The organism is Actinomadura soli (assembly GCF_005889715.1).
GTDB lineage: Bacteria > Actinomycetota > Actinomycetes > Streptosporangiales > Streptosporangiaceae > Spirillospora > Spirillospora soli.
This window is the reverse complement of record NZ_VCKW01000225.1, coordinates 1-13807: the sequence shown is the minus strand read 5'-3', so window position 1 is coordinate 13807 and position 13807 is coordinate 1. Positions and strand designations below refer to the sequence as shown.

13 protein-coding genes are annotated in these 13807 nt (G+C 73.6%); 7 read left to right on the top strand and 6 right to left on the bottom strand.

Features of this window, described 5'->3' with window-relative positions; genetic code table 11:
* Positions 1-2361, top strand: a 2361-nt coding sequence (locus ETD83_RS42955) for an ATP-binding protein (RefSeq protein ID WP_171064548.1), incomplete at its 5' end; no start/stop codon positions are given.
* Here ETD83_RS42955 and fahA read toward each other — a convergent pair.
* The 3 genes from fahA to ETD83_RS31815 form a co-directional block, all read right to left on the bottom strand.
* Positions 2358-3575 carry a fumarylacetoacetase gene (gene fahA / locus ETD83_RS31825; RefSeq protein ID WP_138648908.1) on the bottom strand — a complete coding sequence of 406 codons (1218 nt, stop codon included), beginning with the start codon at positions 3573-3575 and terminating at the stop codon, positions 2358-2360. The two genes, ETD83_RS42955 and fahA, sit on opposite strands and share 4 nt — an antisense overlap.
* Before the next feature lie 29 nt (positions 3576-3604).
* Positions 3605-4411, bottom strand: coding sequence for a hypothetical protein (locus ETD83_RS31820; protein WP_138648907.1), 807 nt, complete (start codon positions 4409-4411; stop codon positions 3605-3607).
* A 65-nt stretch (positions 4412-4476) separates the two neighbouring features.
* Positions 4477-5514 carry a DUF2637 domain-containing protein gene (locus ETD83_RS31815; protein ID WP_138648906.1) on the bottom strand — a complete coding sequence of 346 codons (1038 nt, stop codon included), beginning with the start codon at positions 5512-5514 and terminating at the stop codon, positions 4477-4479.
* Between the two features lie 272 nt (positions 5515-5786).
* Between ETD83_RS31815 and ETD83_RS31810 the strand changes: the two genes are divergently transcribed.
* From ETD83_RS31810 to ETD83_RS31785, 6 genes are all read left to right on the top strand, one after another.
* Positions 5787-6527: a DUF6585 family protein gene (locus ETD83_RS31810; protein ID WP_138648905.1), complete on the top strand. Its 741-nt coding sequence runs from the start codon at positions 5787-5789 to the stop codon at positions 6525-6527.
* 129 nt (positions 6528-6656) lie between these two features.
* The gene (locus tag ETD83_RS31805) at positions 6657-7013 is read left to right on the top strand and encodes a YciI family protein (protein WP_230421327.1); all 357 of its coding nucleotides are present in this window, start codon (positions 6657-6659) and stop codon (positions 7011-7013) included.
* Positions 7010-8254 carry an RNA polymerase sigma factor gene (locus ETD83_RS31800; RefSeq protein WP_138648903.1) on the top strand — a complete coding sequence of 415 codons (1245 nt, stop codon included), beginning with the start codon at positions 7010-7012 and terminating at the stop codon, positions 8252-8254. The genes ETD83_RS31805 and ETD83_RS31800 overlap by 4 nt, the downstream gene beginning before the upstream one ends.
* A gap of 176 nt (positions 8255-8430) precedes the next feature.
* The gene (gene cysS, locus ETD83_RS31795) at positions 8431-9828 is read left to right on the top strand and encodes a cysteine--tRNA ligase (protein ID WP_138648902.1); all 1398 of its coding nucleotides are present in this window, start codon (positions 8431-8433) and stop codon (positions 9826-9828) included.
* A 139-nt stretch (positions 9829-9967) separates the two neighbouring features.
* Positions 9968-10900, top strand: a complete 933-nt coding sequence (gene rlmB / locus ETD83_RS31790) for a 23S rRNA (guanosine(2251)-2'-O)-methyltransferase RlmB (protein ID WP_138648901.1) — start codon at positions 9968-9970, stop codon at positions 10898-10900.
* A gap of 85 nt (positions 10901-10985) precedes the next feature.
* A complete protein-coding gene (locus tag ETD83_RS31785; RefSeq protein ID WP_230421326.1) occupies positions 10986-11873 on the top strand; it encodes an EamA family transporter in 888 nt (295 codons plus the stop codon).
* Here ETD83_RS31785 and ETD83_RS45550 read toward each other — a convergent pair.
* The 3 genes from ETD83_RS45550 to ETD83_RS31770 all read right to left on the bottom strand — a co-directional run.
* Positions 11857-13017: an RNA polymerase sigma factor gene (locus tag ETD83_RS45550; RefSeq protein ID WP_268920519.1), complete on the bottom strand. Its 1161-nt coding sequence runs from the start codon at positions 13015-13017 to the stop codon at positions 11857-11859. The two genes, ETD83_RS31785 and ETD83_RS45550, sit on opposite strands and share 17 nt — an antisense overlap.
* 8 nt (positions 13018-13025) lie before the next feature.
* Complete coding sequence (locus ETD83_RS43995; RefSeq protein WP_138648900.1) at positions 13026-13373, bottom strand: YciI family protein; 348 nt, start codon at positions 13371-13373, stop codon at positions 13026-13028.
* Positions 13370-13807, bottom strand: a 438-nt coding sequence (locus tag ETD83_RS31770) for a dihydrofolate reductase family protein (RefSeq protein WP_205717996.1), incomplete at its 5' end; no start/stop codon positions are given. The genes ETD83_RS31770 and ETD83_RS43995, both read right to left, overlap by 4 nt.

Sequence of the window (13807 nt, the reverse complement as noted above, 5' to 3'; positions counted from 1 at the left end):
GTGGGCAAGACCCGGCTGGCGGCGGTGGTCGCGGCGGACGCGGGCGCGCTGTTCCCGTCCGGCGGCGCCTTCGTGGACCTGGTGCCCGTCCGCGACGGGTTTGTGGCGCGGGCGGTCGCGACCGCGCTCGGCGTGACCGAGGGGTCGCACCAGCCGCTGGCGGACGCCGTCGCGGCGCGGCTGGGCGCCGGTCGGTCCCTGCTCCTGCTGGACAACTGCGAGCACGTCATCGACGAGGCGGCGGCGTTCGCCGAGCGGATCCTGGCCGCCTGCCCCGGCACGCGCGTGCTCGTGACCAGCAGGGAGCGGCTGGGCATCCCCGGCGAGCGCAGCGTCCCGCTCTCCCCGCTGCCCGGCTCGGACGCCGAGGCGCTGTTCCACGACCGGGCGCTGGCCGCCGACCCGCGGTTCGTCGCCGACCCCGCGGTGATCGCGGACCTGTGCGCGCGGCTCGACGGCGTGCCGCTCGCGATCGAGCTGGCGGCGGCCCGGGGCGCGTCGCTGGGCGCCACGGGGCTGCTCGCCGCGCTGGAGGACGCCCTGCGCCTGCTGTCCGGCGGGCGCGGCGGCGACGAGCGGCACCGGTCGCTGCGCGCCGTGCTGTCCTGGAGCCATGATCTCCTCGACGAGGAGGAGAAGTCGCTGTTCCGCCGGCTCGGGGTGTTCGCCGGGGCGTTCGACATGGACGCGGCCGCCGCGGTCGGCGGGGACCGGGCGGGCGTCGCGGACCTGCTCGGACGGCTCGTGGACAAGAGCCTCGTGGTGCATCTGCGGGGACGGGTCAGCCGGTGGCGGCTCCTGGAGACGGTGCGGGCGTTCGCACGGGCCCAGCTTTCCGCCGCCGGTGAGGACGATGAGATCCGGGAGCGTCACCTGCGGTGGGCGGCGTCGGCGGCGTCCGGCCTGGAGTCGCGGCTCGGTGATCCGGTGTGGCGGGAGGACTTCGACGCCATGGCCGCGGATCTGCGGTCCGCGCTGCCGGCGTCCAGCCGCCCGTGCGAGGTGACGCATCGGCTGGCGAGCGCGCTGGCGCATCTGACCTTCGCCCGCCGCCATCTGCTGGAGTCGTTCGCGCACTACCGGACCGCCGCCTCGGTCGCGCCGGACGCCGCCTCCGCGGCGGTCGATCTGCGGGCGGGCGCCGGATGCGCGCACGTGAGCACCACGTCCAACCAGCACGTGTTCGAGCTGCTGCTGGAGGCCGCCGAGCAGGCCCGGCGGGCCGGGGACCGGCGCGGCCGGGCGATCGACCTGGCCCGCGCGGTGGAGACGGCGTGCCGGTTCCCGGAGGCGTTCGAGACCGACGTTTCGCCCGAGCGCCTGCGCGGGCTGCTCGCCGAGGCGGTCGAAGCCGGGGGCGGGGACGGTCAGGGCGATCCGGAGGTGGCGGCGTGCCTGGCCGTGGCACGGGCCTGGCTGGACGGCCCGGACCGGGGCGCGCCGGACGCGGAGTCGGCGCGGCAGGCCCTCGCCGCCGTCCGGGCGACCGGCGATCCGGTGCTGATCAGCTCCGGGCTTTGCGCGGCGGCGACGGCGGCGCTGCGGGCCGGACGGCTGCGGGAGGCGAACCGGATCACCCGGGAACGCCTGGAACTGCTGCCGTCCATGGACCGCGACGACCCGTACTGCGCGCCGGAGGTCTGCAACACCTACGGCCGCGCCTGCATCTACGCGATCATGGCCGGCGAGCTGCCCGGCGGGATGGCCGCGGCGCGAGCGGGCATGGACGACGACCTGCTGAGCGACACCCACATCACGGCGAGCCGACTCGTCCAGCCGCTCGCGCTGACCGGAGGGTTCCGCGACGCGATCGGGCACGCCGAGCGGATGTGGGACCAGTGGGAGAGGGCCGGACGGCCCGCGCCGCGCTGGATGCTGCCCGCGGTGTGCACCACGGTGCTCGCGGGCGGGATGCTCGGAGAGCCGGATTCCGTCGCGCTGTGGCGGTCCAGGGCCGGGGAGGTGGCGGGCGGCGCGCTCGCGACGGACGCGGTCGCGGTGTTCGTGGACGCCCGGCTGGCCGTCCACGATGGGCGGTTCGGTGATGCCGAAGCCATTGTGAGCCGGGCCTTCGAGGTCGGCACGCCCCTTGATCCCTACCTGGCCTACGCGCGGGCGGCGGGCGCGGAACTGGCCGTGGCGGCGGGGCTTTCCGAGGCGTCGGAGCTGCTGGCGTCCGCCTCCGCGTCCGCCGAGGAGAACGGGTGGGCGGCGGCCTGCCTCGCCCGCGCCCGCTGGCGCCTGCACGGTGACCGTGGCGAGCTCGATCGGGCGCTTGAGGGCTGGGAGCGTCTCGACGCGCAGGCGGAAAAAGATTGCACCCGAGCGCTGCAGACGGAGGGGACGCGGCCCGGCCGCTAGGCGCGAGTCGGGTGGACGGTGCCGGTCACCTCGCCGAACGTGACGCGGGAGCCGGACGCTCCCGGGGCCTGGGCTCGGATCGTGACCGTGTCGCCGTCCTCCAGGAACGAGCGGGTGGTGCCGTCGCCCAGTTCGAGGGGTTCCTGGCCGTTCCAGCTCAGTTCCAGCATGCAGCCGCGCTGGTCGCGCTCGGGGCCGGAGACCGTCCCGGAGGCGAACAGGTCCCCGGTGCGCAGCGGGGCGCCGTTGACCGTCGCGTGGGCGAGCTGCTGCGGCGGCGTCCAGTACATCGAGGCGAAGCGGGGGCGGCTGACCACCTGGCCGTTGATCAGAACCTCCAGGTGCAGGTCGAGCCCCCACGGCTCCTCGCAGTGCAGGTAGGGGAGCGGAGCCGGGTCCTGGACGGGCGGCGGCACACGCGCGGGCTCCAGCGCGGCGACCGGCACGACCCAGGAGGAGATCGACGTCGCGAACGACTTGCCGAGGAACGGGCCGAGGGGCCGCGACTCCCACGCCTGAAGGTCGCGGGCGCTCCAGTCGTTCAGCAGGACGAACCCGAACACATGCTCGCGGAACGCGCCCGTCGGGACGCCGCGTCCCGCGGCGGACGGGACGCCCGCGACGAACGCGACCTCCGCCTCGAAGTCCAGCCGTTGCGACGGGCCGAACGACGGCTCGGGCTCGCCCGGCGTCCTGCGTTGCCCGGACGGCCGGATGACCGGCGTCCCGGACGGGTACACGGTGCCGGCGCGCCCGTGGTAGCCGATCGGCAGCCGCTTCCAGTTGGACGGCAGCGGTTCGTCGCGCGGGCGGAAGATCCGTCCGGTGTTCCTGGCGTGATGCTCGGAGGAGTAGAAGTCGACGTAGTCCGCGACCTCGAAGGGGCGCAGCAGCTCCACGTCCGCGACGGGGATCAGGTGGGGTTCGACCTGGTCGCGGTACGACTCGTCGGTGAGCACCTCGACGAGCCGCGCGCGGTTCGCCGCCCAGGCGGCGCGTCCGGCCACCATGAAGGCGTTCAGCGAGCCCGAGGCGAAGTAGCGGCGGTCCTCGACCATGCCCGCCGCGGACATCGCCGCGAGGTCGAGCACCTGATCGCCGATGGCCGCGCCGACGCGGGGCAGCTCGCCCGGACGCGAGAAGATCCCGTACGGCAGGTTCTCGACGCCGTAGCCGCCGTCCGCGCTGACCTCAACCCACGAATCGGTCGTCATGCAGCCATATCTTCCCCAGGGCGTCCCTTTCACCCGGTGGCGGAGGCGGAGTCCGGCGGCGAGCGCTTGATCAGGGACAACGCGGACAGGGCGGCGGCGGCGCCCGGTACGCTGACCGAGAGCAGCAGGCGGCGCGTCGCCCGCGCCTCGTCGCCGGTCAGCGCCAGCAGGTCGGCGGCGAGGCCGGAGGGGTCGGCGCGTTCGAGCGCCCGCCGGACGTCCTGCCCGCGTCTCGCGCAGGCCGCGGCGAGCAGGACGTTCAGGAACCCGTGGCGGTCTTGGTGCCGTACGGGCCGATCCGCCCCGGCCGTGCACGTGAAGGGGAGGCCGCGCTCGGCGCAGGCCGAGACGAACGCCGCCACCTCGGACGCCGGGCCGCCCACGCGGTAGGCGGCGCCCAGCGGGACGCCGTGCTCCCTGGCCGCGGACAGGCGGTCGAGCGCGTCCCGCCATCCGGGTGAGCGCCGCAATTCGATGTGGGCGGGCACGTCGGCGGGGAGCTGCGCGATCGTGACGGCGGCGGCGCGGGCCTGGTCGGCGTCCTCGGGCAGCGCGATCCGCACCGCCGACGGGCGGACGCGCGGCTCCGCCCGTACGGTCTCCAGGGTCTCCGGCAGCTCTTCGATCCCCGTGTCCGCGATCAGGCCGAGATCGAGAAGGTCCTCCGGGACGAGACGCGCCCGCAGCTCGGCGAACCGTGACGCCGGGCACAGGAACCGTCCGGCGGCCGGATCCCGGGCGGCGGCGCGGTGTGCCGCCAGCGCCTCGCCCATCGGGACGCGCCCCGGCGGGCCGAGAGCGGCGTCGTCGATCAGCCGAGCGAGTAGGGCGCTCATGGCGCCTAGGTACCCTCCCACCGCACCGCGTCACGCCCGTTCGGTGCAGGGGTTCAGGCCCGCGTTCAGTCGACGGGCGGGGTGGGGCCGCTGCGGAAGTTGCTCGACGGCGGCGGATTCACGTCCTTGGCGGCGGGGCCGTCATCGGCGTCGGGGTCTTCGGCGCGGTCGGCGGGCTGGGCGTCGTCTTCGTCGGCGTCCGGCGCGTGGGCGGCGGGCATCACGATGTCGGGACGGGTCGTCGACGCGACCGGACGGTCCTGCGCGTCCGGACGATCGCGCGTCCTGACCAGCTCGACATCGGTGGGCAGCAGCGCGGGCGCGGAGACCACGGGGTCGGCGGGCGGGCGCGCCTCCGGGAGGGTGTCCAGCGGCGGCGGCTCGGACGGCAGGCCCGGCTCGGAGGACAGGCTCAGCCCGGGCGACAGGCTCGGCGCGGGCCGTCCGGCGTCGTCGTCCTCGACGTCCTGGTCGGCGGCGGGCTCTTCGGGGGCGAAGGGGATGAGCGGCTCGGTGTCGTCCAGGAAGTCGAAGGGCGACTCCGGCTGGGGCCGGGCGGGTTCCGCCGGGGCCTCCAGGGCCAGCGGTTCGGGCGCGGCGGGTTCGAGGACCTTCACGTGGCCGCGCTGGTCGACCGGCGCGGCCTCCTCGGCGACGGGACGCGACACGCGGATCTGCTTGAACATCGTCAGCCACAGCCACACGGCGAGCACCAGCATGATGTGCGGCGCCACGGCCACGCCCGCGCGGACGGAGTCGCGGGGCAGCTCCGACATGCCCCAGACCGAGTCCTGGACGGAGACGGCCGCGCCGCCGGCGAGCAGGAGCAGCAGGAGCGTCCAGCGCAGCAGGCGCGTCCACCAGCGGGCGTTCCGGGTGATCACGAGGGACAGGATCGTCATCGCGGTGAGGGTGTCCGCGATGGCGGGGTAGAGCGGCGCCCAGCGTTCGCTGACGCCGCCGTAGCGGGCGAGGTCGCGGAGCACGTCGTAGCTGAGCGCGTACGCGGCGCCCGCCAGCGCTGCGACGATGAGGCCGGCGAGGGCGGTGAGCAGCCGCCGCTGCGCCGCGGTGAAGGAGGGCCGGGTCGGATCAGATGGCATGTCGCTCGTTCCGGGGGGAGTGGTGCCAGAGGGGGTCCACAGGCGAGATTAGCCAGCGCGGACGGCGGCGGCTCGTCCATTCCGGATGATCACATCGCGCTGCGAGCGATATGGGCGGAGACGTACGGTATGGACGACGACATACCGAGAGGAGGCTCGATGACCGCAGCGAGGCGAGGATCATCGAGCCGACCTTCTCGGGAGTCTGGGGCCTGCCCCCAGAAGGGCCGACCCTCCGGGGGCCTGGGGCTCGCCCTCAGAAAGGCAGGGCCGTGATTTCGGGGGATCGCCTCGGCGAGCCGGTCCGGGTGTTCGACGGACGGCCCGCCGCCTTCCGCATGTGGGCCTTGCTCGCGCTGATGAGCCTGGCGGTGCTGTCGCTCGTGCCGGTGGCCATCCTCTACATGCGCGGCCACGTGTGGTGGGTGGGCGTCCCGGCGCTCCTGATCGCGATGGGATACGCGAGCGCGGTCGGCTGGATCGTGGGGCGGAACCGTCCGCGCGTCCGCGGCCGGGTCGTGGTCCTGCACACCGGCGGCCTGTCGGTCACCGGGCGCGGCGGAGAGACCGGCTACGTGTGGGACGAGCTGACGTCGGTCACCGTCTCCGGCGTCCAGAACGAGCCGGACGACCGCACCCGCTGGACGATCACGATCGTCGCGGAGGACGGCGGCGTCCTGCGGCTCGGCGACGACATCCCGGACGTGCGGGCCCTCGGGATCGCCGTCGCCGAGGAGGTCACGGCCCGGATCGTCCCGCGCCACCTGGCGGCGGTGAAGGCGGGGGAGACCGTCCGGATGGGGCCGTTCTCCGTCGACCTGAGCGGCGTCGAGAAGGACGGCGAGCGGCTGCCCTGGCCGGTGATCCGCGAGGTCGAGATCGACAACGGCCTGGTGACGGTGCGCGCCGCCGCCGGCTGGGCGGATCTGCTGACCGTGGCCGCCCAGATGCCGGACGCGCCGGCGTTCACGGCACTATGTCACCAGGTCAGAGACCTGACCGAACTTCTCTGAAGAAATTCTCGCGGGGGATGTCGAGAACGTGTCCGCCGTTCCGATCCATGGGTGACGGGCCCGCCCAGGGCACGCCGCTCATCGACGACACGAGTCATAGACGACATGAGGAGACACGACGTGAAATACATGCTGCTGATCTTCAACCGGCCCGGTTTCGTGGAGGAGCTGACGGAGCAGGAGCGCGACGCGCTGTTCGCCGAGGTCGGCACGATCATGCAGGAGCTGTCGGAGTCCGGCGAGTGGGTCGGGGGGGAGGCGCTGGCCGACCCGTCCACGACCAAGACCGTCGTGGCGAAGGGCGGGCAGCCCGCCGTGACGGACGGGCCGTTCCTGGAGGCCAAGGAGCATTTCGCCGGCTACCTCACCGTCGACTGCGAGACGGAGGAGCGGGCCGTGGAGATCGCCAAGCGCTGGCCGGACGTCCGGTACGGCGGGCGCATGGAGGTCCGGGCGATCATGAATGACGCCGGGACGGAGATGTGACCGTCCCGGCCGCCGTCGAGGACCTGCTGCGCACGCTCGCGCCGCAGGTCCTCGGCACGCTCGTCCGGCGGCACGGGGCGTTCGACGCCTGCGAGGACGCCGTCCAGGAGGCGCTGCTCGCCGCCGCCGTCCAGTGGCCGGAGGACGGCGTCCCGGAGAACCCGCGCGGCTGGCTGCTGACCGTCGCGACGCGGCGGCTCACCGACCAGTGGCGCAGCGAGCGCGCCCGCCGCGACCGCGAGGCCGCCGTGTTCACCAGGGAGCGGGGCGACGAGGCGGGCCCCGCCCTGGACGAGGACGCCCGCCCCGGCGACCGCGACGACACGCTGACGCTGCTGTTCCTGTGCTGCCATCCGGCCCTGTCGCCGTCGTCGCAGGTCGCCCTGACGCTGCGCGCCGTCGGCGGCCTCACCACGGTGCAGATCGCCCGCGCGTTCCTCGTGCCGGAGGCCACGATGGCGCAGCGGGTCAGCCGGGCCAAGCAGAAGATCAGGGCGAGCGGTGCGCGGTTCGCGCCGCCTCCGCCGCAGGAGCGGGACGAGCGGCTGCGGGCCGTCCTGCACGTCCTGTACCTGATCTTCAACGAGGGCTACACCGCGTCCAACGGGCCCGACCTGCAGCGCGCCGACCTGACCGCGGAGGCGATCAGGCTGGCCCGCGCGCTGCACCGGCTGCTGCCGGACGACGGCGAGGTCACCGGCCTGCTCGCCCTCATGCTGCTGACCGACGCGCGCCGCGCGGCACGCACCGGCGACGACGGCCTGCTGATCCCGCTCACCGAACAGGACCGGACGCTCTGGAACCAGGACGCCATCGGCGAGGGCACGGCGCTGGTCACCGACGCGCTGACGTGGTCGCCGCCCGGCCCGTACCAGTTGCAGGCGGCGATCGCCGCCGTCCACGCGGAGGCGGCGCGGCCGGAGGACACCGACTGGCCGCAGATCCTCGCCCTCTACCGGCTGCTGTCGCATCTGTCGCCGAACCCGATGGTCACCCTGAACGAGGCGGTCGCGGTCGCGATGGTGGACGGCCCGTCCGCCGGGCTCGACTTGCTGCGGCCCCTCGACGGCGACGACCGCGTGTCCGGGCACCACCGGCTCGCCGCCGTCCGGGCCCACCTGCTGGAGATGGCGGGCGACCCGGACGCGGCGCGGGAGGCGTACCGGCAGGCCGCCCGCACCACGACCAGCCTCCCGGAACGGCGCTATCTCGAAGCCCGCGCCGCACGGCTCACCCGATAAGGACATCTCCGGTGCCGCCGGACGCGCCCGCGTTCGTGTCCGGCAACAGCCCGTGCGCGGAGATCGGGCCGGCGCAGGCGCCTGACCGAATGGCATGGGGGCCTATTACCAACTGGCATAGCGGCCTTGTGGCGCTAGGCGCTCCGCCGTACACGCGATTCCAATAACCTGTTCTTGTGAGTCTGCGCTTCTACGACACCGGCACCCGTAGCGTCCGCACGTTCGAGCCTCTCGAAGAGGGCCGCGTGGGGATGTACGTGTGCGGTGCCACCCCGCAGGCGTCCCCCCATATCGGCCATCTGCGGTCGGGTGTGATCTACGACGTCCTGCTGCGCTGGCTGCGCGCGTCCGGCTACGAGGTGACGTTCGCCCGCAACGTCACCGACATCGACGACAAGATCATCGCGGTGGCGGCGGACCAGGGCGTGCCGTGGTTCGCGGTCGCCGAGGGCAACCAGCGGGTCTTCACGCAGGGCTACGACCTGCTCGGCTGCCTGCCCCCGACGATCGAGCCGCGCGCCACCGGGCACGTCCCGGAGATGATCACGCTGATGCGCCGGCTGATCGACAAGGGCCACGCGTACGCGGTCGGCGGCGACGTGTACTTCGACGTCAAGTCGTGGGCCGACCAGTACGGCAGCCTGTCGAACCAGCTGCTGGAGAACATGCGGTCCGCCGGCGACACCCCCAACGAGCGGCTCAAGCGCGACCCGCGCGACTTCGCGCTCTGGAAGGGCGCCAAGCCCGGCGAGCCGTCCTGGGAGACGCCGTGGGGCGACGGGCGTCCCGGCTGGCACCTGGAGTGCTCGGCGATGGCGACCAAGTACCTCGGGCACGCGTTCGACATCCACGGCGGCGGCGTCGACCTGATCTTCCCGCACCACGAGAACGAGATCGCCCAGTCCCGGGCGGCCGGGGACGGCTTCGCCCGCTACTGGCTGCACAACGGGCTGCTCACCGTGGACGGCGAGAAGATGAGCAAGTCCGTCGGCAACGTGGTGCTGCTGCCCGATCTGCTCGGCAAGGCCCGTCCCGCCGAGGTGCGCTACTACCTGGTCTCGGCGCACTACCGGTCGCTGATGGACTACACCGACGCGTCCCTGGCCGAGGCCGTCTCCGCCTACCAGCGCATCGAGGGCTTCGCCACGCGCGCGTCGGAGATCGTCGGCGTGGTCGCGCCCGCGCCCGCCGTCCCGGCCGCGTTCGCCGCCGCGCTGGACGACGACCTGGGCGTCCCGCACGGCCTGGCGGTGCTGCACGAGGCCGTCCGGGAGGGGAACAACGCGCTCGCGTCCGGTGACCGCGACGCGGTGCGCCGCCACCTCGCGGACGTCCGGGCGATGGGGGACGTCCTCGGCGTCGACCCGCTGGCCCCGCAGTGGAGCCGGGCCGGTGAGGACGACCTCCGTCCCGTCGTGGACGCGCTCGTCGCGGTGGCGCTGGAGCAGCGGCAGGCGGCGCGCGCGCGCAAGGACTACGCGTCCGCCGACGCGATCCGCGACAGCCTCTCGGAGGCCGGGATCCTCGTCGAGGACACCCCGCAGGGCGCCCGCTGGGAACTCAAGCGCGGCTGACGCGGCCCTGCACGGACGGCGCCGTGCGGCAGATAAAATTGGACGTTCGCGGGGGTTCGCCACCGTCCCGCCGAGAACCGAGCCGCCCGGCAGTCGCGAGGGCGGGCGGACCGCAACCGTCGCGAGGGGCGTAACGATCATGGCCAAGCGCAAGGGCAAGGGACCGACTCCCAAGGCCGAGGACCGGCACTGGCACGGCAAGCGCCAGAAGGCCCGCGCCGTCAAGAGCGCCAAGCGGACCGGCACGCCGACGCTCGGCCCGGGCGGCCGCGCGCAGGCCGCCGCCGAGACCGGTGACCGCGCCGCCGGGCGGTCAGGCCGCCCGGCGGGGGCGCGCCGCGCGAACGGCGAGGTCCCGGAGCTGGTCACGGGACGCAACCCGGTCCTCGAGGCGCTCCGCGCCGGGGTCCCGGGGACGACGCTCTACGTGATGACCAGCAGCGACGACCGCGTCCGCGAGTCGATCCAGATCGCCGCCGACCGGCGGATCCCGCTCCTGGAGACCGGGAAGAACGAGCTCGACCGGATGACCGACGGCGCCGTCCACCAGGGCATCGCGCTGCAGGTCAAGCCGTACCGGTACGCGCACCCCGACGACCTGCTCGCCGGGGCGGCGCCGCTGGTCGTCGCGGTGGACGGGATCACCGACCCGCGCAACCTCGGCGCGATCGTCCGGTCCGCCGCCGCGTTCGGCGCCACCGGGGTCGTCGTGCCCGAGCGCCGCGCCGCGGGGGTCACCGCCGGGGCCTGGAAGTCGTCCGCGGGCACGCTCGCCACCGTGCCCGTCGCGCAGGCCACGAACCTCACCCGGCAGCTCAAGGCGTACCAGAAGGCGGGCTGCTTCGTCGCCGGGCTGGACGCGGACGGCGGCGTCGCCGTCGCCGACCTGGAGGTCGCGTCCGGGCCGTTCGTGCTGGTCGTGGGCTCGGAGGGCAAGGGCCTCGGACGCCTGGTCGCCGACACCTGCGACCTGCTGGTCACGATCCCGATGCCGGGCGCGGCCGAGTCGCTCAACGCGGGCGTCGCCGCCGGGATCGCCCTGTACGAGATCAGCCGGCTGCGCTCCCGCTGATTTTCTTCAGCGGGAATACTCTCAACGTTCACAGACTTGACGTTCGGGTAACCGCCCTCCGGTCCCGAACGTCGAGGTGATCACGTTGACCGCCGCCGTCGCCCTGCCGCAGGCCAAGCGGACCCGCTACACGACCGACCTGGCCCTCGCGGCGTTCGCGCCCGCGAGCTGGGGCACCACCTACGTCGTCACCACCACGCTGCTTCCCCCGGACCGCCCCCTGCTGGCCGCCACGCTCCGCGCGCTGCCCGCCGGACTGATCCTGCTCGCCGTCACCCGGCGCCTCCCGCGCGGCGAATGGTGGTGGAAGTCGATCGTCCTCGGCATGCTGAACTTCGGGGCCTTCTTCCCGCTGATCTTCTTCGCCGCCTACCGGCTGCCCGGCGGGGTCGCCGCCACCATCGGCTCCGTCCAGCCGCTGGTCGTGGCGCTGCTGTCCCTCGGCGTCCTGCGCGTCCGCCCCGCCCGCGCCGTGCTGTACGCCGCGCTCGCCGGCACCGGCGGCGTCGCGCTGCTGACCCTGAGCTCCGAGGCCCGCCTCGACCCGCTCGGCATCGGCGCCATGCTCGTCGCGACGTCCCTGATGGCGACCGCGATCGTGCTGGCCAAGAAGTGGGGACGCCCCGAGTCGCCGCTCGTGATGACCGGCTGGCAGCTCACCGTCGGCGGCCTCGCGCTCGCCCCGCTCACCCTCGCCGCCGAGGGCGTCCCGTCCACCGTCACCGGCGACAACGTCCTCGGCTTCGCCTACCTCGGGCTCGTCGGCACCGCGATCGCCTACGCGCTGTGGTTCCGCGGCATCGACCGGCTGCCCGCCACCTCCGTGTCCCTGCTCGGCCTCACCAACCCGATGGTCGCCACCATGGCCGGGCTGCTCATCCTCGGCCAGACGCTCACGCCCTGGCAGATCGTCGGATTCACCATCGCCCTCGGCGCGCTCGTCGCCGGCCAGACCTTCAACCGCACACGCTGACCCGCCGACGCCTGAGGAAGGCCAGCTCGGCTTCGTTCTCCGTCCGTCCGATGGCCTCGTCATAAGCCGCCGCAGCCGCTTCGCGCCGCCCGAGCCTCCGCAGCAGATCCGCGCGGATCGCGTGGAACAGGTAGTAGTGGCCGAGATCGAGCCCGTCCACCACGGCCAGCGCCTCCTCGACGCCCTCCACCTCGGCCACCGCCACGGCCCGGTTGAGCGCCGCCACAGGACTCGGCGCGACCCCCATCAGCTGGTCGTACAACTGCAGAATCTGGCGCCAATCGGTCTCCTCCGCCCGCGCCGCGTCACCGTGCACCGCGTTGATCGCCGCCTGGATCTGGTACGGCCCGGGCCGGTTCCGCCGCAGACACCGCCGGACGAGCGCCTGCCCCTCGTCCACCAGCCCCCGATCCCACAACGCGCGGTCCTGATCGGCCAGCAGAATGAGCTCGCCGTCCCGCATCCGGGCGCCCTTACGCGACTCGATCAGAAGCATCAACGCGAGCAGCCCGAGGACCTCGGGCTCGTCCGCCATCAGCTCCGCCAGCACCCGCCCCAGCCTGATCGCCTCCGCCGCCAGCTCGTCCCGACCGCCATACCCCTGGTTGAACACCAGATAGATGACGGCGAGCACCCCCGTCAGGCGTCCCGGAAGATCCGCCTCCTCCGGCACCCGGTACGGGATTCCCGCGTCCCGGATCTTCCCCTTGGCCCGCACCAGCCGCTGCGCCATCGTCGCCTCCGGCACCAGGAACGCCCGCGCGATCTCCGCCGTCGTCAGCCCGCCCAGCAACCGCAGCGTCAGGGCCACCCGCGCCTGCAGCGCCAGCGCCGGATGGCAGCACGTGAACATGAGCCGCAGCCGCTCGTCCCGCACAACGCCCTCCTCGACCGGCTCCGCCACGTTCACCAGGACGGCCTGCGCCTGCTTGCCCTCCCGCGCCGCCTCCCGCCGCAGCCGGTCGATCGCCTTGTTCCGCGCCGTCGTGATGATCCACCCGGCCGGGCTCGGCGGCGCCCCGTCCGCCGGCCACCTCCTCACCGCCTCGGCGAACGCGTCCTGCACCGCCTCCTCGGCCACGTCGACATCGCCGAAGACCCGGACCAGGACGGACACCGCCCGCCCATGCTCCGCCCGGAAGATCCGCTCGATCAGATCAGGCCCTGGAACGGCCGCACCTCCATCGGCAGCCCCGTCACCCGCGTGTACCGCGCCGCCACCTGCAGCGCCGCGTCCAGGTCCTCCACCTCGATGATGATGATCCCGCCAATGAACTCCTTGCCCTCCGTCCACGGCCCGTCCGTCGCGATCACCTCGTCGTCCCTGAGCCGCACCACGGTGCTCGCCTCGGGGCCGTGCAGCGGCCTCCCGAACACCCACGCCTCCTGCGACTCCAGGTCCCGCCGGACCTCCGCGAGCTCCGCCATCACCTTGTCCAGGGCCTCCGGCGGCGGCTTCTCGCCCACGGGCTGGATCATGTTGAGCGCGTACAGCTTCATGCTTCCTCCCTGCCCCGATACGTCGCGATCACGACCCCGGTCGTCGTCACCACCGAATCCACGAGCCGCAACTCCACCTCGACCCCGTCGAACAAGCGCCGGCCCGTCCCCAGCACCAGGGGATGGACCATCAGCAGCCACTCATCGACGAGCCCCCGCCGCATCAGCTCCCGCGCGAGCTCCCCGCTCCCGAGCACCGTGAGCCCCTCGTCCTCCTTGATCCGGGCGACGTCCCCCACGTCCGTCACCAGCACCGAGTTCTCCCAGGGAAGTTCCCGCCGCGTCCTGGACACCACGTACTTCCGCGCCCGATTCAGCGCGCCCGTGTACGGATTGTCGGTCTGACCGGGCCAGAACCCATAGAACTGCTCGTACGTCCACCTGCCGAACAGCATCGCCCCGTCCCGCCCCATGCCCTTCCCCAACACAGAGCC